Annotated in this window: 21 protein-coding genes; 20 read left to right on the top strand and 1 reads right to left on the bottom strand. The window is 61.8% G+C overall.

What is annotated here, in order from left to right; all coding sequences use genetic code 11:
- The first annotated feature begins 66 nt into the window (after window positions 1-66).
- A complete protein-coding gene (locus tag IB269_RS12225) occupies window positions 67-825 on the top strand; it encodes an Asp/Glu racemase (protein WP_318652153.1) in 759 nt (252 codons plus the stop codon).
- Window positions 826-885: 60 nt separating this feature from the next.
- Here the strand turns inward: IB269_RS12225 and lysM are convergent, their stop codons facing one another.
- A complete protein-coding gene (lysM, locus tag IB269_RS12220) occupies window positions 886-1,356 on the bottom strand; it encodes a peptidoglycan-binding protein LysM (RefSeq protein WP_013804236.1) in 471 nt (156 codons plus the stop codon).
- Window positions 1,357-1,541: 185 nt separating this feature from the next.
- Between lysM and IB269_RS12215 the strand changes: the two genes are divergently transcribed.
- The 19 genes from IB269_RS12215 to IB269_RS12125 all read left to right on the top strand — a co-directional run bounded on the left by IB269_RS12215 (window position 1,542) and on the right by IB269_RS12125 (window position 20,688).
- Window positions 1,542-2,354, top strand: a complete 813-nt coding sequence (locus IB269_RS12215) for a type III pantothenate kinase (RefSeq protein WP_034390266.1) — start codon at window positions 1,542-1,544, stop codon at window positions 2,352-2,354.
- A 171-nt stretch (window positions 2,355-2,525) separates the two neighbouring features.
- Window positions 2,526-4,232 (top strand): type II secretion system ATPase GspE, encoded by a 1,707-nt coding sequence (gene gspE, locus IB269_RS12210; protein ID WP_043819858.1) that lies wholly within the window; start codon window positions 2,526-2,528, stop codon window positions 4,230-4,232.
- Window positions 4,225-5,442 (top strand): type II secretion system F family protein, encoded by a 1,218-nt coding sequence (locus IB269_RS12205; protein ID WP_192367261.1) that lies wholly within the window; start codon window positions 4,225-4,227, stop codon window positions 5,440-5,442. Before gspE ends, IB269_RS12205 begins: the two co-directional genes overlap by 8 nt.
- Before the next feature lie 32 nt (window positions 5,443-5,474).
- Window positions 5,475-5,915, top strand: coding sequence for a type II secretion system major pseudopilin GspG (gene gspG, locus IB269_RS12200; protein ID WP_043819862.1), 441 nt, complete (start codon window positions 5,475-5,477; stop codon window positions 5,913-5,915).
- Window positions 5,916-5,967: 52 nt separating this feature from the next.
- A complete protein-coding gene (locus IB269_RS12195; RefSeq protein WP_192367260.1) occupies window positions 5,968-6,414 on the top strand; it encodes a GspH/FimT family pseudopilin in 447 nt (148 codons plus the stop codon).
- Complete coding sequence (locus IB269_RS12190; protein WP_225614092.1) at window positions 6,414-6,818, top strand: type II secretion system protein; 405 nt, start codon at window positions 6,414-6,416, stop codon at window positions 6,816-6,818. The genes IB269_RS12195 and IB269_RS12190 overlap by 1 nt, the downstream gene beginning before the upstream one ends.
- On the top strand, window positions 6,818-7,489 hold the full coding sequence (locus IB269_RS12185) for a prepilin-type N-terminal cleavage/methylation domain-containing protein (RefSeq protein WP_192367258.1): 672 nt from the start codon (window positions 6,818-6,820) through the stop codon (window positions 7,487-7,489). The genes IB269_RS12190 and IB269_RS12185 overlap by 1 nt, the downstream gene beginning before the upstream one ends.
- Window positions 7,490-7,527: 38 nt before the next feature.
- Window positions 7,528-8,256: a helix-hairpin-helix domain-containing protein gene (locus IB269_RS12180; protein WP_225614091.1), complete on the top strand. Its 729-nt coding sequence runs from the start codon at window positions 7,528-7,530 to the stop codon at window positions 8,254-8,256.
- Window positions 8,257-8,381: 125 nt separating this feature from the next.
- Window positions 8,382-9,491, top strand: a complete 1,110-nt coding sequence (locus IB269_RS12175) for a PilN domain-containing protein (protein ID WP_192367257.1) — start codon at window positions 8,382-8,384, stop codon at window positions 9,489-9,491.
- Window positions 9,488-10,081, top strand: coding sequence for a type II secretion system protein GspM (gene gspM / locus IB269_RS12170; RefSeq protein ID WP_192367256.1), 594 nt, complete (start codon window positions 9,488-9,490; stop codon window positions 10,079-10,081). The genes IB269_RS12175 and gspM overlap by 4 nt, the downstream gene beginning before the upstream one ends.
- Complete coding sequence (locus IB269_RS12165) at window positions 10,078-10,740, top strand: hypothetical protein (protein WP_192367255.1); 663 nt, start codon at window positions 10,078-10,080, stop codon at window positions 10,738-10,740. The genes gspM and IB269_RS12165 overlap by 4 nt, the downstream gene beginning before the upstream one ends.
- Window positions 10,741-10,760: 20 nt before the next feature.
- Window positions 10,761-13,217 carry a type II secretion system secretin GspD gene (gene gspD, locus IB269_RS12160; RefSeq protein ID WP_192367254.1) on the top strand — a complete coding sequence of 819 codons (2,457 nt, stop codon included), beginning with the start codon at window positions 10,761-10,763 and terminating at the stop codon, window positions 13,215-13,217.
- Between the two features lie 67 nt (window positions 13,218-13,284).
- The gene (locus tag IB269_RS12155; protein ID WP_192367253.1) at window positions 13,285-13,713 is read left to right on the top strand and encodes a hypothetical protein; all 429 of its coding nucleotides are present in this window, start codon (window positions 13,285-13,287) and stop codon (window positions 13,711-13,713) included.
- 284 nt (window positions 13,714-13,997) lie between these two features.
- The gene (locus IB269_RS12150; RefSeq protein WP_192367252.1) at window positions 13,998-15,512 is read left to right on the top strand and encodes a cell surface protein; all 1,515 of its coding nucleotides are present in this window, start codon (window positions 13,998-14,000) and stop codon (window positions 15,510-15,512) included.
- 85 nt (window positions 15,513-15,597) lie between these two features.
- Window positions 15,598-16,548 (top strand): peptidylprolyl isomerase, encoded by a 951-nt coding sequence (locus tag IB269_RS12145; RefSeq protein WP_225614090.1) that lies wholly within the window; start codon window positions 15,598-15,600, stop codon window positions 16,546-16,548.
- A gap of 219 nt (window positions 16,549-16,767) precedes the next feature.
- Complete coding sequence (locus tag IB269_RS12140) at window positions 16,768-17,568, top strand: ABC transporter permease (protein WP_192367251.1); 801 nt, start codon at window positions 16,768-16,770, stop codon at window positions 17,566-17,568.
- Window positions 17,565-18,845, top strand: a complete 1,281-nt coding sequence (locus IB269_RS12135; RefSeq protein WP_192367250.1) for an ABC transporter ATP-binding protein — start codon at window positions 17,565-17,567, stop codon at window positions 18,843-18,845. The genes IB269_RS12140 and IB269_RS12135 overlap by 4 nt, the downstream gene beginning before the upstream one ends.
- A gap of 54 nt (window positions 18,846-18,899) precedes the next feature.
- Entirely contained in the window at window positions 18,900-19,796 is an 897-nt protein-coding gene (locus IB269_RS12130; RefSeq protein WP_192367249.1) for a class I SAM-dependent methyltransferase, read from the top strand.
- A 31-nt stretch (window positions 19,797-19,827) separates the two neighbouring features.
- Window positions 19,828-20,688, top strand: a complete 861-nt coding sequence (locus IB269_RS12125) for a class I SAM-dependent methyltransferase (RefSeq protein WP_192367248.1) — start codon at window positions 19,828-19,830, stop codon at window positions 20,686-20,688.
- Window positions 20,689-20,695: the final 7 nt, after the last annotated feature.

The following is a 20,695-nucleotide window of genomic DNA, read 5'->3' as shown; positions in this document are numbered from 1 at the left end:
GGCCCTTCCTCGGTGTCTCTGAGTGGGGGCGCGCAAGTTTTATGTCCAGCGCTATGAAGAACTGATATGACTAGCAAAACCCATTTCCGCATCGGGCAGATCGTGCCCAGCTCCAACACCACGATGGAGACCGAGATCCCCGCCATCCTGCGCGCCCGCGAGGCGCTGGCGCCCGAACGTTTCACCTTCCACTCCAGCCGCATGCGCATGAAGCACGTGACCAAGGAGGAACTGGCCGCCATGGACGGCGATAGCGACCGCTGCGCGCTGGAACTGTCGGATGCGCGTGTCGATGTGCTCGGCTATGCCTGCCTGGTGGCCATCATGAGCATGGGGCGCGGCTATCACCGTGTCTCGGAAGCGCGCCTGCACCAGCGCACCGTGGACAACGGCGGTCCCGCGCCCGTGGTCACCAGCGCCGGCGCCCTGATCGATGGCCTGCACGCCATCGGCGCGAAGAAGGTGGCGCTGCTGGCGCCCTACATGAAGCCGCTGACGCAACTGGTCATCGACTACATAGAGAACGAAGGCATCGAAGTGGTGGACAGCATCTCGCTGGAGATTGCCGACAACCTGCAGGTGGGCGCCCAGGATGCGCGCGCACCCATCGAGATCACGCGGCGCCTGAACACGGCCAACGCCGACGCGGTCATCGCCTCGGCCTGCGTGCAGATGCCCTCGCTGGCCTCGGTGCAGCCCATCGAGGACCGCGTGGGCCTGCCGGTACTGTCTTCCTCGGTGGCCACGACGTTCATGATGCTCAAGCGCCTGGGCTTGCCGACAGCTGTTCCGGGATTCGGTGCGCTGTTGAGCGGTAAATACTGACTACTGACTGAGCCCACGAAAAAACCGCCCGAAGGCGGTTTTTTCACGGAGGCAAAGAGATCACAGCGCCGGAATGCGCAGCTTCTGGCCGGGATAGATCTTGTCGGGGTGGCTCAGCATGGGCTTGTTGGCCTCGAAGATCACGGGGTACTTGTTGGCATCGCCATAGAACTTCTTGGCAATGGCCGACAGCGTGTCGCCGCGCACCACGTCGTGGTACTGGGCTTCGGGCTCGGGGTTGGTCACCGTCATCTGGTTGTCCACCGACTGCACGCTGGAGACGTTGCCGCAGCACAGCGTTACCTTTTCCTTGACCGCCTGGGTGGGCGCCGTGCCCAGCACCGTGACCTTGCCCTGCGAGCCGTCGAACTGCACCTTCACGTCGCTGACGCCCAGGTTCTGCGTGCCGATATAGGTCTCGATGGCCTTGGCGGCCTTGGCATTCAGGTCTTGCGCAGGCTCGGCTGCCTGTGCGGCGCTGCCGCCGAACAGCTTTTCGCCGGCTTCCTTGATGAAACTGAAAAGTCCCATGGGTGACTCCTGTTGGTGGGTGGAAAAACGGAAAGGCCAATGTAACGCCTAACAGTGGCAGCGCGCGCTGCCGGGCAGGAGCGCTCCCGGATTTTTGACATTTGCGCCATTCTTGCGTTCACGTCCTCACTCAGTTGTCGTCCATGGCTGACGCTATCCTCCGGAAAACTCCGATAATCGCGCCCATGACTTTTTTGGCCATAGACATCGGCAACACCCGCTTGAAATGGGCGATGTACGACGCGCATCGGCCTGGTGCCGCTTTGCTGGCGCACGGCGCGGAGTTCCTGGAGCACATCGAGCACCTGGCCGAAGGGCCGTGGAGCGACCTGCCCACGCCTACGCGCATGCTGGGCTGCGTGGTGGCCGGCGACACGGCGCGCCGGCGCGTGCACGACCAGATCGACATGATGCTGGGATGGGATTTCGAGCCGCAGTGGGCCGTGCCCGGCGCGGCCGAGGCCGGAGTCACCAACGGCTACGACTTCCCCTCGCGCCTGGGGGCGGACCGCTGGGTGGCCATGATCGGCGCGCGCCAGCACATCCTGCAGCGCGGGCCAGAGCGGCCCCTGATCGTGGTCATGATCGGCACCGCCGTCACCGTGGATGCGCTGGACCAGCACGGCCACTTCATGGGCGGCCTGATCCTGCCGGGGCACGGCATCATGCTGCGCGCCCTGGAAAGCGGCACGGCCGGCCTGCACGTACCCACGGGTGCAGTCACGCCATTCCCCACCAACACCAGCGACGCGCTGACCAGTGGCGGCACCTACGCCATCGCCGGGGCCGTGGAGCGCATGTACCAGCATCTGTACATGCACTGCAGCATGGAGCCTGCCTGCGTCATGGCCGGCGGTGCAGGCTGGAAGATGGTGCCCAGCATGACGCGGCCCTTCGAGCTGGTGGACAACCTCATCTTCGAAGGCCTGCTGGTCATGGCGCAGCGCCGCTGGGGCGATGCCAGCGGCCTGCCTGCCGACGCGGTCAAAGCGGCCTGAGGCCACTTCGATCGTGCGGCGCAGCATCGCGCCGTTATATCCGTTGCGTAACAGTTGATGACAGCGCTGGTGCCGGGTGCAGGGGCGGCCTTGGACCCCGCATCCGGAGCCTTTCGCGGGGGATGCGGCGACAGTGGATAATCCGCGGCAATGTCTTCCACCAATCACGTCATGGAACCGATTGCCGGTGTCGAAGCCCCGATCAAGGGGCGGCTGGGCGAACGCCTGCTTTCCGCCGGCAAGCTGAACGAGCGCGATCTGCAAAACGCCCTGCAGGCGCAGCAGGAGTTGGGCGGCTACCTGGGCCAGGTGCTGGTCCAGCTGGGCGTGGTGGCGGAAGCCGACGTGGCCCAGGCGCTGTCCGAGCAGCTGCACATGCGCTGGCTGCGCGCGGAAGAGTTTCCCGACCTGCTGCCCGATGTGCCGGGCCTGCTGGCCAGCTTTCTGGATGCGCAGTGCGTCTGCCCCATTTCGCTGCAGGACGGCGTGCTCGAAGTGGCCATGTCCGTGCCGCAGGACCCCTTCATCACCAAGGCGCTGCGCCTGGCCACCGGGTTGCAGATCAAGCCCGTGCTGGCGCTGGAAGCCGATATCCGCAAGGCCCTGTCCGAAGCCGGCCAGGAACCCGAAGGCGAAGAAGGCCAGGACTGGGAGTCGGACGCCACGGGTGGCGACTTCGTCGAGCACCTGAAGGACCTGGCCAGCGAGGCGCCGGTCATCCGCCTGGTCACGGGCATCATTTCCCGTGCCATCGAGCTGCACGCCTCCGACATCCACCTGGAGCCCTTCGAGGCCGGCCTGCAGGTGCGCTACCGCATGGACGGCGTGATCCATGCGGCCGAACTCGTGCCGCCCCGGCTGAGCGCGGCCGTGGGCTCGCGCGTCAAGCTGCTGGCCCATCTGGACATTGCCGAGCGGCGCCTGCCGCAGGACGGCCGAATCAAGACCCGCGCCAAGGGCCGCGAACTGGACCTGCGTGTCTCCACCGCACCCACGGTGCATGGCGAGAGCATCGTCATGCGGGTGCTGGACCGCGCCAACGTGCGCCTGCGCCTGGAAAGCATGGGCTTCGAGGTCGATACGCTGGAGCGCTTCAACACCTTGCTGGCCAAGCCGCACGGCATCGTGCTGGTCACGGGGCCCACGGGCTCGGGCAAGACCACCACGCTGTACGCGGCCCTGTCCAAGATCGACGCGGTTTCCAACAAGATCATCACCGTCGAGGACCCGGTCGAGTACCAGCTCGATGGCATCAACCAGATCCAGGTCCATCCGCAGATCGACCTCACCTTTGCCAACGCCCTGCGCTCCATCCTGCGCCAGGACCCGGACATCATCATGATCGGCGAAATGCGTGACGGAGAAACCGCGCAGATCGCCGTGCAGTCCGCGCTGACGGGTCACCTGGTGCTGTCCACGCTGCACACCAACACGGCCGCAGGCGCCGTCACCCGCATGCGCGACATGGGGGTGGAGAGCTACCTGATCACGTCCTCGGTCAACGGCGTGCTGGCCCAGCGCCTGGTGCGCACGCTGTGCTCGCATTGCAAGCAGCCCGACACGCTACCGGCGGCCGCCGTCGAGGGCAGCGGCCTCAAGCGTTTTTTGCGCGAGGGCTCGCCCATCTACCGCGCCGTCGGCTGCGAGCATTGCCGGGGCACGGGCTACAAGGGCCGTACCGGCATCCATGAACTCATGGTCATCGACGAGCCGCTGCGCCGCGCCATCATCGAAGGCCAGGACGCCAACGCCCTGCATGCCATGGCGGCCAAGAGCGGCATGCTGAGCCTCTACGACGACGGCCTGCGCAAGGTGGCCTCGGGCGCCACCACGCTGGACGAAGTGCTGCGCGTGACCCAGGACCAAAGCGATGCCTGATTACAGCTGGGAGGCCGTGGACAGCCGCGGTCAGATGGTCAAGGGCACTTTTTCCGCTGCGGCCGTGGCCGAGGTGGTGGTGCACCTGCGCAAGAGCCGCCTGTCGCCCATCAAGGTCGAGGAAGCCGCAAGCCTGGGCAATGTGCCGCTGGCGGCGCGTGCGCTCAAGAAAGGCCGCATCAAGGCCGACGACATCCAGGGCATGACCACCGAGCTGGCCATCATGATGCGGGCCGGCCTGTCGCTGGACAACGCGCTCAAGGTCCTGGTCGAGATGAGCCACAAGGTGCAGATGCAGGCCATGCTCCAGTCCGTGCTCGACAGCGTCAAGGCCGGCATGCCGCTGAGCCAGGCACTGGGCAAGCACCACGACCTGTTCGGCGACTTCTATATCAACATGGTGCGCTCGGGCGAAGCCAGCGGCCAGATGTCGGGCGTGCTCAACCGGCTGGTGGAACACATGGCGCGCCAGCGTGCCCTGCGCGACAGCGTGGTCTCGGCCACCATCTATCCGGCCATCCTGCTGGGCGTGGCCGTGCTGTCTCTGGTGGCCATGCTGGGCTTCGTGGTGCCGCAGTTCGAACAGCTTTTCAACGACATGGGTGACGCGCTGCCCCTTCCCACGCAATTCGTGATGGGGCTGGGCCATGCGTTTCGCAGCTACGGCTGGGCGGTGTTCATCGTGATGGGCGCGCTGGGCTGGGTCTTAGCCCGCTGGGCCAAGAGCCCCAAGGGCCGCCAGACCTGGCAATCGTGGCTGCTGGGCCTGCCGGGCCTGGGTGGCGTGGTGCGCAAGTACCAGCTCACCCTGTTCAGCCGCTCGCTGGGCACGCTGCTGGGCAACGGCGTCACGTTGCTGACCGCACTGCGCATTGCCAGCGACACGGTTTCCAACGTCGCCATCCGCGAGCGCCTGGAAAAAATGGGCCCCATGGTCAAGGAGGGCCATCGCATGGCCCATGCCGCCCAGAAAACCGGAGAATTCGAGCCCCTGGCCCTGAATCTGGTGCGGGTCGGCGAGGAAACCGGCCGCCTGGGCGACATGATGCTGGAGCTGTCCAACATATTGAACCGCGAGGTCGAAAACGCGATCAAACGCCTCCTGACCATGCTGGAGCCGGCGCTGATCCTGGTCCTCGGTATCCTTATCGCCTCCATCATCGTGTCGATCCTGCTCGGAATCCTGTCCGTCAACGATCTGGCCGTCTGATGAATCTGAATTGTCTGAAAGGTATGTAGAAGATGATGCGCATGCAAAAGCAACTGTCCTCCCGCGCCCGCAAGCGTGGCTTCACGCTGATCGAACTGCTGGTCGTGCTGGCCATCCTGACCCTGCTGGCCGGCCTGGTCGGCCCCAAGGTGCTGAACCAGTTGGGTGGAGCAAAGACCAAGACGGCCGGCGTGCAGATCGCCGACATCGAAAAGGCGCTGGAGCTGTACAAGCTCGACGTGGGCCGCTATCCCACCTCGCAGCAGGGCCTGGACGCGCTGGTCAAGCAGCCTGCCGGCGTTGCCGGCTGGGCGGGCCCCTACCTGAAGGGCGGCGTGCCGAATGATCCCTGGAACAACCCTTACCGCTACACCTACCCGGCTGCCAATGGCGACCTCGAGATCCTCTCGCTGGGTTCCGATGGCACACCCGGTGGCGACGGCGAGGCCTCCGATATCCGCAACACCAAGTAAGTTGCTGGTCTGACGCCGTAGTGCAACGCTGCCTCCGTGCCGGGAATATGTCTTGAAGCGCGCCCATGGTTTCACGCTGATCGAGTTGCTGGTGGTCTTCGGCATCCTTGCCGCGATCATCGGCATCGTGCCGCCCGCCATGGGCAAGCTGCGAGATGCCGTCGCCTACCGCCAGACCGTGCAGGACGTCACGGCCCTGCTGCGCAAGGCTCGGCAGCAGGCGACGCTGCAGGGCATGCCCGTGGCGTTTGCCTTCAACACAGTGAGCCAGCAATACGGTATTGCCGGGCAGGCATCTGCGAAAGTACCCGAAGGCCTGAAGGTGCAGCTCGTCACGGCGGCCGGCGCCGCACTTGCCGACGGCAGTCAGACCATTGTTTTCCTGCCCGAGGGAGGCGCGACGGGCGGCAGCATCTCGTTGATACGAGGTGAAAGCGGTGGTGGCGTGCGCTTGCGGGTGGACTGGCTGTCCGGCCAGGTCACCAAAGAGACACTGTGATGCCGCAACGCTCTGGCTCCCGCGCTGCGGCGCGGGGTATGACCCTGCTGGAACTGCTGGTCGCCCTGACCATCATGGCCATATCGGTCGCTTTGATCTATCGCGCCGTTGGCGGTTCTGCGCGTGGCGTGGCCAAGCTGGAGCAGACCCAGGGCGTGGCCATGCTGGCCGAATCGCTGATGGACGCTTTTCCCATGGTCGATCCCGGCGGAAACCAGGCCTCCGGGCAGGATGGTTCGTATGCTTGGCAGGTGATTTCGGCGCCATTTTCGCCAGGTGATTTGCCGGAAACTGCGGCTCCTTTGCATGCCCTGCGTATCACCATACTTTTTGAGGGGCGCACTTGGGTGTTCGAGACACTTCGTCCTCAGCGGCCGCTGCAACCTGGCGAGGTGACAAGGTGATGAGGAGGTTCAAGGCACCTCGTCCCCGTGCGCAAGGTTTTACGCTGGTGGAGCTTCTTGTGGCCATGGTGCTGCTGTCCATGCTCACCCTGGGGTTGGCCTCGGTCATGTCAACAGTCTCGCAGACGCAGGAACGTGTGGATGCCCGGCTTGACCGCATGGACCATCAGCGGGTGTCGATCGGGTTCTTGCGCTCTGTGCTGGGGCAGATTTCCGCTGCCCAGAGGCAGACCGGTATGCGAAAGCAGGGAGAGAGCGAGTATTTCTTTGAAGGCGGACCCAAGGGAATGCAGTGGCTGGGAATCATGCCGGCCCGGTTTGGCATGGGTGGGCGAACCCATTTCCAGTTGGCCTTGGACGGTGACGCCTTGGTGCTGCGCTTCGCTCCCTGGAAAGGGGTGGACGTCGCTCCTGACTGGGGGCAGGGCCAATCCTATGTCCTGGAGCGGGCCGTCACGGCCTTCGTGCTGAGCTACCAGAACGCGAAATCGGGCGTTGCGCAATGGCAGCCGCAGTGGGTTGATGACAAGGAGCTGCCTTCTGCGGTCCAGATTCAGCTGGAATCGGCCGGTGGTGTCTGGCCGTTGATGGCGATTGCCTTCTACACCCCTCCTGCCACCAACCGAAGCTCTGGCAGCGGCGGCGCCGTATTCGGTGGGAGCCGCCGATGAGCCGGCAGTACGCAGGCGGGATGAAGAGACACCAGGGCATGGCGTTGGTGCTTGTACTTTGGATCGTTGCAGCACTTTCCATTTTTGCCACCAGTTTGGGCAAGGTGGTCCGCCAGGAGGCCTCGGTGGTTGGTGTTACGCGCGACATGGCTGCTGGACGAGCCCGGGGAGAAGCAGCCATCTATCAGGTTTTGCAACAGATTGCACTCAAGCCCCAGGAATTCAGCGAACGTAGGGTGGAGCAGGTTCCATGGGGGGGGCAGATAATAGAGGTCGAAATTCTGCCCTGGAGCGGTCTGGTCAATATCAATGCGGCTTCGCCGGAATTGCTGGGATCACTGTTCACACGCATGGGCTTGGGGCAGGGCGCGGCGCTTGCACAGGCCTTGGTCGAGTTCCGTCAGGCAGGAAAAGGGGTGGTCAATAGCGTGGCGTGGGAGGCGCCCGAAGATCTGCTGCAGATTCCCGGTGTGACCTATGGCATCTACGCACAGATTCGACCCTTCATCGTGGCGGATACCGATGGGCGCACTGGCATCAACCCCAAGGCGGCACCTGCTGCTCTTTTGGCCGCGCTGGATGGCACCGGCGGCGCAGCCTTTCAGGAGAGTCTTTCCAGTCCCCGCTATCGTCTGACCGCACGGGTGGTGTTCGATGGTGGATCGGTCATGGTGGTGCGGGACGCCGATGTCATCGGCGGTGGCAGTCGGGGCTCGTTGCCCTGGACGTTGCTTTCGGCCACGCAGTCCTGGGTAGGCCGTATATAGCGAGGCTTTGGGCATTTCCTTGGGTAGGCGCTGCCAAGTGCCTGTTTCAATGGTGCTGCAGTAGCAAGAAGGAAGAAAGAATTGAAAGCAATGTTGTTCAACGGATGCGGCGTTTTATGGGACTGATGACATCCGATGCCAAGCTGTTTGGCCTGGATCTGCGCGAGCTGACTGCGGAGCTGCACGATGCGTTCCACAAGCTGGTGCGCCTGCCCTGGCTGCGCAGAGCCATGCCGGTTACCCTTGTGAAGGTGGCTGGCGATGCAGCAACCATCGCTGGCGCCAGAGCCCAGGGTATGCACATCGAATGGGCCGATTTATCCAGTGATGTGCTCGAGCGCGTCACTCATACCGCAGTTCTGCTGGATTCCGAGCAGGTGTTGCAGCGTTCCCTGACGCTGCCTCCGATGGCACCTGCAGCCCTGCGCAGCGCCGTTGAACTCGACGTGCAGACCATGACGCCATTTGCGCCCCAGGACACACTCTGGTCATATGTCCAGCGTCCTCTGGCCAAAGCCCAGGGTCGGCAGCGGGTCGAGGTGGTGATCGCATCGCGAAATCAGGTGGAGCAGGCGCTGCGACTGCAGTCAGCAAGGTTGCCTGGAGATGGCCATCCCGAAGTCTGGGCTCCTGCCGGCGCGGAACTGGTTGTCTTGCCGGGCTTTGGCGAGCCTGCGCGCCTGCGCAGCGAAGCCAAGCGACGCAACTGGATCTTGATGGGCCTGGGCATCGTGTTGGCATTGGGCGTGGCATTGGTTGTTACTCCATCGCTGCAACTGAGGATGAGGGCCATCGATGCCAGCCAACAGTTTGCCGCATTGACGAAGTCATCGGCCGAGGTCATGGCCCAGCGTCAGGAGCTGGTCGAAGGTGGACAGAATCTTGGCAAACTGCAGGAGCGACTGCAGCAGCAACTGAACCATCTGCGGGTGCTGGCCGTTCTGACCAAGGTGTTGCCCGATGATGCAGCGGCCCAGCGCGTAGTGTTCCGGGGGACCAAGTTGACCGTCCAAGGCCTGACCAACAACGCATCCAATGTCGTGGCATTGCTGGCTAAGACGCCGGGATTCCAGGATGTACGGTTACCTACAGCGGTCACGCGTGTACCGGGGTCAGGCAAGGAAAATTTTGTACTGGAAGCCAGTGTCGATCCCCAGATTCTGGGTTTGCTGGCCAAGACCGAAGAAGAAAAACCGTCTGCTGATGCCGACGCGGATGCCAAGGAGGCCCAATGACCGCCGGCTCGCAGAAACTCACACCTCGCCAGTGGTTGCTGCTGGGGGGAATCGGCTTGATTCTGATTGTGCCGCTTGCCGCCTTGAGCTCCTGGGTTTACTCCAAGCATGTATGGGCCCAGGAGCAAGTGGAGACCCTGGAGCCCCGCTACGCAAGACTTGCCGGTATTCAGGAGCAGGCGCAGGAAATCCAGGAGGCGCTGGAGCAGATAGAGACCGTGAAGGCGCTGCACATCTATCCAGCAGAGCAAGACAGCACGCAAACGGGCAATGCGGTGCAGCAGCGACTGCGGGCGCTTCTCGACAAGGCGGGCCTTTCTGTGGTGAGCAGCCAGGTACGGCCCTCCTCGGAGTCGGAAGACCAGAGTCAGAGCCTGGGTCCGTATGAGCGCATAGCAGTTTCCATGACGGCGGAAGGTGGATGGCCTGCAATCCAGCTGGCCTTGCTGTCCCTGCGGGACGTCTCCCCCACCGTGTGGCTGGATGACTTGCAGCTCAATCTGCTGGGCAATCTTGAAAGCAACAATCCCAAGGTGGCGCCAAAGCTCAGCGCGCAATTCACTTTCAGCATTCTGCGGAGCAAGCCGTGAACCAGCGCATTCTTTGGACCACGGGACTGGCTCTGCCTGCGGCGTTGCTGGGGGGAGCGCTGGCCTGGGCATGGCTGACGCCTGAGTTGCAACTGAAAAACATTGCGTGGATACCGCCGCAGCCCCTGAAGGCGGACATCAAGGCGCTCGTTCCTCCTGCAAACGTACCTGAAGACCAGAGCAAGCGCGACGAGCAGCAATTGCTGGAAATGCAGGAGCGGCCGCTCTTCGCCATCAGCCGCAAACCGCCACCACCTCCGCCACCGCCAGCTCCAGAGAAAAAGGCGCAACAAGAAGTGCCCGATATCTGGCAGCAGGCCCGCGTCACCGGAATTTTTGAAGGGCAGGTCAGCGGAATCATTTTCTCGCTGGACGGCAAGGAGCGGCGTTTGCTGCTCAACCAGAATTTTGCAGGCTGGAAGTTGCAAAGCCTGCAGGGCCGCAATGTCGTTCTGGAAAGCAACGGACAGACGCGTACGTTGCAACTGGTGAAGGCTGCGGTGGACAAAGGGCCTAACATCCCTGCCGGCATGAGGGTGCCACCTGTGCTGCGGGTCCCCGTTCAGGCGCAGGAGCCTGAGGGCGCCTCCGATACATCAGCCAAGCCCGAGGAGCCGCAAGCCGTCTTTGGCGGAACCAGTGTGCCCGCAAAGAAATGAGAAAGACTGGTCAAGAAACCATGAAATTGCATAACCGTCCCATCCGTACCGCAATGGCGTTGGCAGTCTGTCAAATGCTGCTGGCATGCGCCCAGCCCGCCAAGAATAATTTCGTCAGCCACTTCGGAGCGGACGCCTCGCAGAGCTATGTTTTCAACGAGGAAGCTCCTCCCAAGGACAGCTCTGACAAAGAGGACAAGGCAGAGCCGCGTATCCTGACAGGTACTGGAAAACTGCTGGGAGAGGCCAAGCCGGTGCCAGCAGTGAAAGAAGCCTCGGTCAAGCTGAGCTTCGAGGATGCTCCCCTTTCCCAGGTCGTGCGAACCGTGCTGGGCGACATCCTTGGTTTGGACTACGTGCTGCATCCGCCCATCGGTGGCACAGTGACTCTTAGCACGCAGAAGAACATTCCGGGTGACCAGGCCCTCTATCTGTTGGAGACCGCCTTGCAGGCCAATGGCTTGGCCATGGTGCGTGATGCCAGGGGCACCTATCACGTGGGACGGGCCGACGTGCTCAAGAGCCTGGGTGCATCGGTGCGGCAGGCTTCCCAGTCCACTGCGCTGGCTCCTGGTTTTGGAGCCATCGTTATTTCACTGAACTATATCGGGGCCAACGAAATGGCCGCCATCCTGCGGCCCATGGTGCCGGCCGATGCCATATTGCGCGTAGATGCGGTGCGCAACGTTCTGGTGATGTCCGGTTCGCGTGCCCAGGCCGAAGGCTGGCTGGAAATGGTGCGCACCTTCGACGTGAACTTGCTGGAAGGCATGTCGGTCGGGGTATTTCCGCTCAAGTATGTATCCATTCAGGAAGTCAGCACGGCGCTGCAGTTGATGAGCGGCGGCGGTGGGGCGGCGGCTCAACCGGGAGCTTCCGTGCCAGGGGGCGCATCCGCGGGCAGGCCTGCTGCCGCGGGCGCTGCGCCTGCAGCAGCGGCTCTGGGGGAGGGGAACCCCTTGTTCGGAGCATTGCGCATCATGCCGATCGAACGGCTCAACAGCATTCTGGTCATCACGCCGCGCGCTGCGTATCTGGACGAGGCGCGCCGCTGGATTGCCAAGCTTGATCAGCCTGGTTCGGGTGGTGCGCTACCGCAACTGAACATCTACCGTGTGCAAAACGGCAATGCCAGGCATCTTGCAAGCGTGTTGTCCGGCATCTTTGGTGGAACGGGTGGCGGGACTACGGCCAATAGCGGTGTCGCTCCGGGCTTGGGCACCTCCACCATGGGAACCAGTGGGTTCGGAGGCAGTAACAGCTTTGGGGGCACCAGCGGCTTTGGCAATACCAGCGGTTTTGGCAACAGCGGCTTTGGCAGCAGCGGTAGTTTCGGCAACAGTGGTTTCGGCAACAGCGGTTCCGGAACGCGCTTTGGCAGCACCGCCTTCGGACAGTCCGGGACGATGGGCCAGACTGGTGGTGTGCAAGGTGCATCTCCTGTGGCGGCCAGTATCGGCAGCATCCGCGTCATGGCCGACGAGCTCAACAACTCCGTGCTGGTCTGGGGTACGTCTGCGGAGTTCGAACGTATCGAGGCTGCTTTGAAGAAGCTTGATCTGCCGCCGACCCAGGTGTTGATCGAGGCTAGCATCGTGGAAGTGACGCTCAACGACACGCTGCGGTATGGCCTGCAATGGGCATTCAGTGGTGATGTGGGCAACAAGGGCTACACAGGCAATGGCGGGCTCTTGGGGGCCGGAGGCACGGACGCCCCGCCCGGAGCTTCCTCTCTGACCGACAGTGGAGGGTTAGGGGGAATTACGCTCGGTCAAGGCTTCAACTACACGCTCAAGAACTCTCTGGGAAACATCAAGGCTGTTCTTACCGCCCTGGCTGGCAAGACCCAGGTCAAGGTGGTGGCGAGCCCCACACTGATGGTGCTGGACAACCACCAGGCCGCAATTTCTGTTGGCACACAGCAACCCTACCAATCTGGAACCACGGTGGTTGGCACCTCGGGAACTCCGATCAACAACTACGCATACAAGGACACGGGTGTGAACCTGCAGGTCACTCCGTCGGTCAATGCGGGCAATCTGGTCACCATGACAGTCAACCAATCTGTGACCGATGTTGGAAGCAAGGATGAGGTGACCAGCCAACGCTCTTTCCTGCAGCGCCAGATATCGAGCCGAGTGGCTGTTCGCTCGGGCGAATCCATTGTCATGGGGGGGTTGATACAGGAAAACTCCAGTTCCGGGCGCTCCGGAATTCCCTATCTGTATGACTTGCCGGTCGTGGGCAATCTGTTCGGTACTACCAACAACTCGGGCGCTCGCACTGAGTTGATAGTGATCATCACGCCACGTGTGGTGCGTACCGATATCGATGTGCGTGAGGTCAGCGATGATCTGCGGGAGAAGATGCGCTCCCTGACGCCCATGCTGAAGACGCCAGCATCAGCGCCTGCTCCTTTTGATGAAGGCGGCAAGGCCTCCGTGGAAATCGGTCCCCTCACGCCCGAGCGGCGTTAAGGCACGCATAGGCCGGAACATTCGGCCTTCAAGTTGTTCCAACGTTTTTTTTGGAGTTCAAACACATATGAGCAAGTCGACAAAGCATGCTGTGCCCTCGCGCCTGCACTGGCTGAAGTGGGGCCTCGGCCTGGCCTGTGCTGCCGTCTTGGCAGGCTGCGCCTCCATGGGCAGCACGACGCCTGAAGAAGCCGTGACCCAGCGCTCCAATGCTTTCTGGAAGGCGCGCATGGCCGGCGAAGTGCCCAAGGCGTACGCGTTCACCTCGCCTGGTTACCGTGCCGTGAATGATCAGGAAAAGTATCGCCTTGACCATGGCGTCATTCCTGCGCTCAAGGGCGGCGAGATCGCGTCGGTGACATGCGAGCAGGAACGCTGCGAGGTGCGCAAAGACTTCACTACATCCACCCCGATGATGCGAGGTGCTCGCATCCCGATCTCCATCGGAGAGGTGTGGATCAAAGAGGATGGACAGTGGTGGCTGTTCGTTCAGTAGTAGCTCTGGCAAGCCACGTCTGATGGTGGCTTGCCGTTCAGTGTTTCGCGTGTCGGCATCGTTCGGCGCTGCGGAAGATCGGGCGGGATAGGCGAAGCAGGCAATGTTTGTGATAATGCGCCGTCCCTGACCCGGTGCTCGCCAGGGAAGTGTTGTTTTTTTTCAAAACAACGCTTCGGCGCCTCCAGAAAGCGGTATGGGGGCACGATTGGCTGTGCTACGATTCCCTGGCGATCAATCGTGGTGGTTGCAACTACCTTATCTTTTTACTGGAGATAGTTCTTATGAAGAAAAATGTTCTGGCCCTGAGCATTGCTGCCATGGTTGGTGGCCTGGGCTTTGCAGGCGCTGCTGCTGCTGCTCCTACGTTCGCTGTGAACGAGAGCGGCACGGGCCACATTCTGCTGGCTCCTTACTACAACGCCCAGAATGGCAACATGTCCGTGTTCCACCTGACTAACACCGACACCGTCGGCAAGGCTGTCAAGGTGCGTTTCCGCGGCGCTTCCAACTCCGACGACGTGCTTGACTTCCAAGTCTTCATGTCGCCTGGCGACGTCTGGACTGCTGCAGTGACTGCAGACGCTAGCGGCCTGGCTCAGCTGGTGACTTCCGACAACACCTGCACGCTGCCCCGCATCGCTGCTGGCACGCCCGTCAAGTTCGTGACTGACCGTCTGTCCAAGAAGGACTGGACTGCTGCCGACAAGGCCGCTCAGACCCGCGAAGGTTACGTCGAAGTGCTGGCTATGGCCAACATCAAGACCGACAGCGATCTGTACAAGGCCATCAAGCACGTGGACGGCAAGGCTCCTTGCACTTCCACCGCTCTGAATGCAACCCTGAACTACACCCCCGGCACGGACAACGCTAACATCGGCGCTCCTACTGGTGGTCTGACGGGTGCTTGGTACGTGATGAACGTCGCTCAAACCACGACGTTCTCCGGCGCCATGGCTGCTATCGTTGCAACGGGTGACGCTCCTGTGAACGTCTTCTCGCCGCAAAAGACAGGCACTGCTGCACTGAAGACTTCCGATCCGCTGATGGTGGCCAATGTGATCACGGCTCAGCACTATGACGTGCCTGATCTGTCCACGCCTTACACTGTCTCCGGCGCTGGTGCTACCCAGGCTGCTGCTGACGCTCAGGCTAAGGCTCTGACCGACGCTATCGCTCGTACCTCCGTGGTCAACCAGTACGCTACCGACACCACCATCTCGGCTAAGACCGACTGGGTGTTCTCGATGCCTACACGTCGTTACTCCATTGCTGCCAACTATGCTGCTGGTACGGCGCAAGCTGCTTCCAACAATCTGGGTTGGGACGTGAAGGCTCCTGGTGCTTCGTTCGGTGGTGGTAACGATGCCGGTACTTCGTACCGTCTGTTCAACACGGCTGTGTCGGACAACATCTTCACCGCTAGCTCCAGCAACACCACGGTCAACACTGCTGGTCAGATCTGCGTGGAAGCTTCGGGCCAAACCTTCTATGATCGCGAAGAGCGTTTCCAAGAAGACGGCGCAGTGTTCTCGCCTGGTCAGATCACCAAGACGCAGCTGTGCGGTGAAGTGAACGTTCTGGGCTTCTCGACCGACAACTCGGCTCTTGCCGCATCGGTTGCTCGCCAGTCCGTGGCTGCTCCTTACATGAACGGCTGGGGTCAAGTGAACTTCTCCGCTCCCACTCCTGTGCTGGGCGCTGCGTTCATCAAGCTGACCAACCCCGAGGCTGCTCCTGGCACTTCCGGCACGTACGGCATCACCTGGCCCCACGCTTACAGCGGTACCGCTCAGTAATCGGGCACTTTCACGCGCAAGTGTGATCCAAGAAAAGGCGGGAGGAAACTCCCGCCTTTTTTGCTTTTATCGATGTATAGGACTTATGACTGTTTCCATTCAACGTATGAGTGCCGTTTCCCTGGTGCTGGCTGTGTCTTTGTTGGGGTCAGGCGTACAGGCGGCGGACAAGAGTGCAAAAGCAGCACAGCCGGCCGCTCAGCCTTCGGCCGAGCCCGCCGCGTCTGCTGCGCTCGTCGAAGGCAAGGGGCTTGCCATCACTGGGTTTGACATACAAGCCGACGCCCAGCGCATTCCACCCGAAGTGCGTAACTCCATCCTTGTCCGCCCTACGAATGTGCAAAGAATGGCGTCCGACCTCTTTGTTTTTCGAAGCATGGCGCAGATGGCTCACGAGCAGGGCCTGGATCGTGATCCCAAGGTGAAGGCGGCGATGCAGGTGGCGCGCGACCGTGCGCTGGCCGAGGCGTGGATGGCGGCGTTGGATGAAAAGAACCGGCCTGATGTCGCATCTGCGGAGAAGCAGGCGCGTAGTCTCTACCTGGCTAAGCCTGAGCGTTTCAAAGTGGATGAAAGTGTCCATGTCCGGCATATCTTGATTGGCGGCAAGGATGCCGATGCGCGGGCAGCGGCAGACAAGCTGCTGGAAGAGCTCAAGGGTGGCGCCGATTTTGCGGCCTTGGCCAAGGAACGCTCCAGTGACAAGGGAAGCGGGGCGCGAGGTGGCGACCTGGGCTTCTTCGAACGAGGCCGCATGGTGCCTGAGTTCGAGAAGGCGGCTTTTGCGTTGAAGCAGCCCGGTGAACTCAGTGGCGTGGTGGAATCGCAGTTCGGCTTCCATGTTATCCAGTTGGTGGAACTTCGCCCTGCGGGCACCAAGCCCTTTGAAGAAGTGCGAGACGAGTTGGTCAAGGAAATCCAGGCATCGGCGACGCAGAATGCACGATCTGTGGCTGCGGAGAAGATTCGCAAGGATGCGAAGACCAATGACGCGGCCGTAGAGGCCTTTGTGTCCGGGAACACCTCGAAGCCTTGATCGAGGATTGTCCGGCCTGAGAGCTCTGGCTCTCATACAGCCTGCCGCACGGATGCTTGATGCATCTTCTGCGGCGGGCACAGGACTTCTGTTGCAAGCATTTGCAAGCTTTTCCTTGATTGGCTGGCGCGTTGCGCCCCGATGCGCGAGAATGCCAGGTTTGGCATGAACTGAAGTGCCGCTGCCGAGGTGAAGCTGCGGCACTTTTGCATACGACGCATGTACTCTTTGTTTGGCGAATGCCGCGCGCTGTGGCAGGCCCGCAGCCTGCTGTGGGTGATGACCCGGCGCGAAGTGGCTGCCCGCCACGCAGGCACGGCCGCGGGCGTGCTCTGGCCCTATCTGCAGCCTCTTCTCACCGTGGCGGCCTACTACCTCGTGTTCGACGTGGTGTTTTCGATGCGCCTTGGCGACAACGCACCCACACATGCCGTGGGAGCGTTTCTTGTTGTGGGCGCCTTGCCGTGGATGGCGTTTTGCGACGCTACGGCACGTGGCATGAACAGTCTGGTCGAGGCGGGTGGCATTCTGCAAAAGAATCCGTTGCCGCCAGTGCTGTTTCCCATGCGGGCGGTACTGGCCAGCAGTGTGATCTTCGGACCCCTGCTGTTGCTGGTGGCCTTGGCTTATCTGCCCCAGCACGGCTTGACTTGGTCGCTTGTGGCACTCATCCCCCTGTTGCTGGGTCAGCTGCTGCTGTGCGCCCTGCTGGCTTATGCGCTAGCTATTCTGACGGCGGCACTGCGCGATGTGGGGCAGCTTGTGACCTTCTTTCTGTCTGTCGGTATCTATCTCTCGCCCATTCTTTTTCCGCTGGCCTTGTTCCCTGAGCGCTGGCGCTGGGTGCTATGGGCCAATCCCATGACGGCGTTGGTTCTTGGCTACCAGAATGTGCTGCTGCAGGGGCTGTGGCCTCAAATGGCGGTCTGGGCGGCTTTGGGCATCTGGATTCTGGTTTTGGCTGTGCTGCTCAATGGCTTGGTGCGACGCAGCCGTGATCAACTGGTGGACTGGCTATGAACGCCAAGCATGTCGAATTGCCTGATGACCTGGTATTGCGTGTGCGCAATCTGGGCAAGGAATACAAACTTTATTCCTCGCCGCGAGCGCGCTTCAAGGCCCTGCTGACCGGGGTCGCCACGCACCAAAGCCATTGGGCATTGCGGGATGTGTCATTCGAATTGCGCCGCGGCCAGTGCATTGGTGTGATTGGCGACAACGGCGCAGGCAAGAGCTCGCTGCTCAAGCTGCTGGCTGGCACCTTGCAGCCCAGTTGCGGGCAAATAGAGCGTGTGGGGCGGGTCACGGCCATTCTGGAGTTGGGAGCGGGATTTCACCCTGATTTCAGCGGGCGCGACAATCTGTATTTCGGTGGCAGCCTGATTGGTATCTCCCCTGAGTGCATGCGTGAGCTGGAGCCCGAAATCGCCGCTTTTGCGGAGTTGGGCGAAGCACTGGAGCGGCCGGTCAAGACCTACTCTTCGGGGATGGCTGTGCGCCTGGCGTTTGCACTGGTGACGGCCGTGCAGCCCGATGTGCTGATCATTGACGAGGCGCTCGCTGTAGGCGACCAGCATTTCCAGAAGAAGTGCATTGAGCGCATCATGGCCTTCCGCAACAGCGGCTGCACCATCCTGTTTTGTTCCCATAGCCCTTATCACATCCGCCATCTTTGCGATGCAGCCCTGTGGCTGCGCGGGGGGCATGTGGCGCAGTTCGGTGCGACCGAGCCAGTGCTGGCCGCTTACGATGCACATACCCGCGAGCGCCAGGAGCGCGAGCAGAGGGCTTTGTGCGGGGAGATGCTGCCTGTTGAAGGGGAGTCAGCTGTGCCAGCGCCTGCTGCGGATGAAGTGCCTCCCGCGCCGGTCGCTGCCGTGGACAGCGGCACAGCCTGCATCCTGTCCGTGGATGTGAAGGATCTGGCCGAGCCTGTGGGGGATCAGCCAGGGTTGCTGCAGAGCCAGGATCTGGTTGTGACCATTACCGCGAGAGGACGTGGCAACGAGAGGCCGCACATCGGCTTCATGATCGAGCAGTCCAAGGGCGTGGGCATTACTTCGCTGGCAACGCATGAGGATGGTGCGGCACCGCGGCAATTGCCAGACGGAAGCTGGCAGACCGTGCTGACCTTTCCCGAGTTGCCTCTGCACAGCGGAGACTATGTGATCAGCGCCTTCCTGTTCGATGAAACCGGGCTGGCCGTCTATGACGAATGGTTCCAGTTCCTGCACCTGCGCTTTATTTTCCCCAAGCCCCTGCCTGGACTGGTGCGCCTGCCTCACCATTGGAGCTGAGCGGCTCCGCCACGCCCGCGCAAGCGGCTCGGCTGTCTCCCTATTCCATACCCCATGACATCTGACAACTCTTCTACTCCCATCAGCGATGGGCAGCGTTTGCTGAATGAAGCCCTGCAATTGCTGGCAAGCGGCGACCGGGCTGGTGCGGCACAGGTCCTAGCCCGTGCCCGCGAAATAGACGACAGCCTGTTGGAGGCGCATTCCCTGATCGAGGCCAATGGTCTGGTGGGCTCGTTTTCCAACATGACGGGACTCGATTGCCGGATTTCTGCGCAGGACGATATCTTCGGCTTCTTCCGTGGCCACCCTTCCAGCGTCAATCCTCTGCGCGACTACTTCGCCGACGGTTGGCGCACGCTGTCGGAACTGATGCTGCTGCTGGAGGCTGTGGACAAGCCTTTGCTGCGCACGGCCAGCGTCCTGGAGTTCGCGAGTGGTCACGGCCGCTTTACGCGGCACCTAGTCAAGGCGCTGGGGGCGGAACGGGTCACGGTCTCAGACATCGTGGTCGATGCTGTGGATTTTTCGCAGCAGACCTTCGGCGTGAAGGGCTTTGCGTCGGCCAGCGTGCCAGAGCAGGTACGCTGGCCGCAGCAGTACGAACTGGTGTTCGTGCTCTCGCTGTTCAGCCATCTGCCGCGCTCGACCTGGACGCGCTGGCTGCAGGTGCTGCGCGATGCGGTGGCTCCTGGCGGGTTGCTGGTTTTCAGCACGCACGGCATGAAGGCCGCAGATTTCGACAGCGTGAAGCTGGATGACGAGGGATTTTTCTTTGCCCCGTCCAGCGAGTCGAATGCCATCGATGCCAATGAGTATGGAACGGCGTTCACTTCCGAGCAATTCGTCCTGGACCGCATTGCCGAAACCTGGGGCGCCGATGCGCTGTGCCATCGATCACTTGTGCATTTCTGGAACCACCAGGATGCCTATGTGCTGCAGCGGCTGTAAGCGCTGTATATAGAACAGAGAGGACGATTGCATGAGTTGGATGCTGCGTTTGCAGGAAAGGCTGTTTGGCCTGGCACCATGGGATGCCGGCAAGATCACCGATGAGTGGTTTCGTGCGCATTTCAACTATGCAGCGGATCTGGCCCATGACTGGCTGGGACAGTCATTGGATTTGTCCAAGGCCAGGTTGCTGAATTTCGGCTGCGGCGATGGCATCACCGATCTGGCTTTGGTGCTGCGCCATGGCGCAACCTCCATCCATGGCATCGATATCCGCCAGGAGTACGCCAAGCTGCCGCGCATTGCACGCGAGCAGTTGGGCATGTCGCGCATTCCCGCTGCGCTGAGCTTCGAGACCATCGTGCCGAATTCGCCATTGGCCGGCCGGCATGCGAACTATGACGGATTGCTCAGTTGGTCTACCTTCGAGCATGTGCAGCGCGACAAGGTGCTGCCGATCCTGTCCGACCTGCATGCCTGCCTGCGCCCGGGAGGCGTGTTCTTCCTGCAGATCGAGCCCTTGTTTCATTCTCCCTGGGGCTCGCACCTGCGCCGCTACGACGATGTGCCCTGGCACCACTTGCTGGCGTCGGAGGAGGAGTTGTGGAGCATCATCGAAAAGCATGAAGGTCCGCTGGACGCCGCCGAGGTGGACTTCGGCTTTGCCGATTTCGGTGTCGATGGCTACAAGCGCTTTGTCTTCAAGGAGTACCAAGCGCTGAACCGGTTGACAGCAGACGAACTGGTCGATATCGCTCGTCAGGCCGGCTTTGAGGTGTTGCGCGAGGAGCGGCGCCAGGTGGACATGGCCATTCCCGAGGCGCTAGCGGGGCGCTATCCCGAGGAGTGGCTGCGCAACAACGAGATTTTGCTGTTGTTGGGCAAGACCTGACGAAGCC

Origin of the sequence: Delftia sp. DLF01 (assembly GCF_014852125.1) — a bacterium.
Classification (GTDB): domain Bacteria; phylum Pseudomonadota; class Gammaproteobacteria; order Burkholderiales; family Burkholderiaceae_C; genus Comamonas; species Comamonas acidovorans.
The sequence above is the reverse complement of the archived record's forward strand: the minus strand, read 5'-3'. Positions and strand labels throughout refer to the sequence as shown.

Excerpts from the sequence above, each read along its gene's own strand:
- IB269_RS12225 (WP_318652153.1), top strand. The coding sequence starts at position 67 with ATGACTAGCAAAACCCATTTCCGCATCGGGCAGATCGTGCCCAGCTCC.
- lysM (WP_013804236.1), bottom strand. The coding sequence starts at position 1,356 with ATGGGACTTTTCAGTTTCATCAAGGAAGCCGGCGAAAAGCTGTTCGGC.
- IB269_RS12215 (WP_034390266.1), top strand. The coding sequence starts at position 1,542 with ATGACTTTTTTGGCCATAGACATCGGCAACACCCGCTTGAAATGGGCG.
- gspE (WP_043819858.1), top strand. The coding sequence starts at position 2,526 with ATGGAACCGATTGCCGGTGTCGAAGCCCCGATCAAGGGGCGGCTGGGC.
- IB269_RS12205 (WP_192367261.1), top strand. The coding sequence starts at position 4,225 with ATGCCTGATTACAGCTGGGAGGCCGTGGACAGCCGCGGTCAGATGGTC.
- gspG (WP_043819862.1), top strand. The coding sequence starts at position 5,475 with ATGATGCGCATGCAAAAGCAACTGTCCTCCCGCGCCCGCAAGCGTGGC.
- IB269_RS12190 (WP_225614092.1), top strand. The coding sequence starts at position 6,414 with ATGCCGCAACGCTCTGGCTCCCGCGCTGCGGCGCGGGGTATGACCCTG.
- IB269_RS12185 (WP_192367258.1), top strand. The coding sequence starts at position 6,818 with ATGAGGAGGTTCAAGGCACCTCGTCCCCGTGCGCAAGGTTTTACGCTG.
- IB269_RS12180 (WP_225614091.1), top strand. The coding sequence starts at position 7,528 with ATGGCGTTGGTGCTTGTACTTTGGATCGTTGCAGCACTTTCCATTTTT.
- IB269_RS12175 (WP_192367257.1), top strand. The coding sequence starts at position 8,382 with ATGACATCCGATGCCAAGCTGTTTGGCCTGGATCTGCGCGAGCTGACT.
- gspM (WP_192367256.1), top strand. The coding sequence starts at position 9,488 with ATGACCGCCGGCTCGCAGAAACTCACACCTCGCCAGTGGTTGCTGCTG.
- gspD (WP_192367254.1), top strand. The coding sequence starts at position 10,761 with ATGAAATTGCATAACCGTCCCATCCGTACCGCAATGGCGTTGGCAGTC.
- IB269_RS12155 (WP_192367253.1), top strand. The coding sequence starts at position 13,285 with ATGAGCAAGTCGACAAAGCATGCTGTGCCCTCGCGCCTGCACTGGCTG.
- IB269_RS12150 (WP_192367252.1), top strand. The coding sequence starts at position 13,998 with ATGAAGAAAAATGTTCTGGCCCTGAGCATTGCTGCCATGGTTGGTGGC.
- IB269_RS12145 (WP_225614090.1), top strand. The coding sequence starts at position 15,598 with ATGACTGTTTCCATTCAACGTATGAGTGCCGTTTCCCTGGTGCTGGCT.
- IB269_RS12140 (WP_192367251.1), top strand. The coding sequence starts at position 16,768 with ATGTACTCTTTGTTTGGCGAATGCCGCGCGCTGTGGCAGGCCCGCAGC.
- IB269_RS12135 (WP_192367250.1), top strand. The coding sequence starts at position 17,565 with ATGAACGCCAAGCATGTCGAATTGCCTGATGACCTGGTATTGCGTGTG.
- IB269_RS12130 (WP_192367249.1), top strand. The coding sequence starts at position 18,900 with ATGACATCTGACAACTCTTCTACTCCCATCAGCGATGGGCAGCGTTTG.
- IB269_RS12125 (WP_192367248.1), top strand. The coding sequence starts at position 19,828 with ATGAGTTGGATGCTGCGTTTGCAGGAAAGGCTGTTTGGCCTGGCACCA.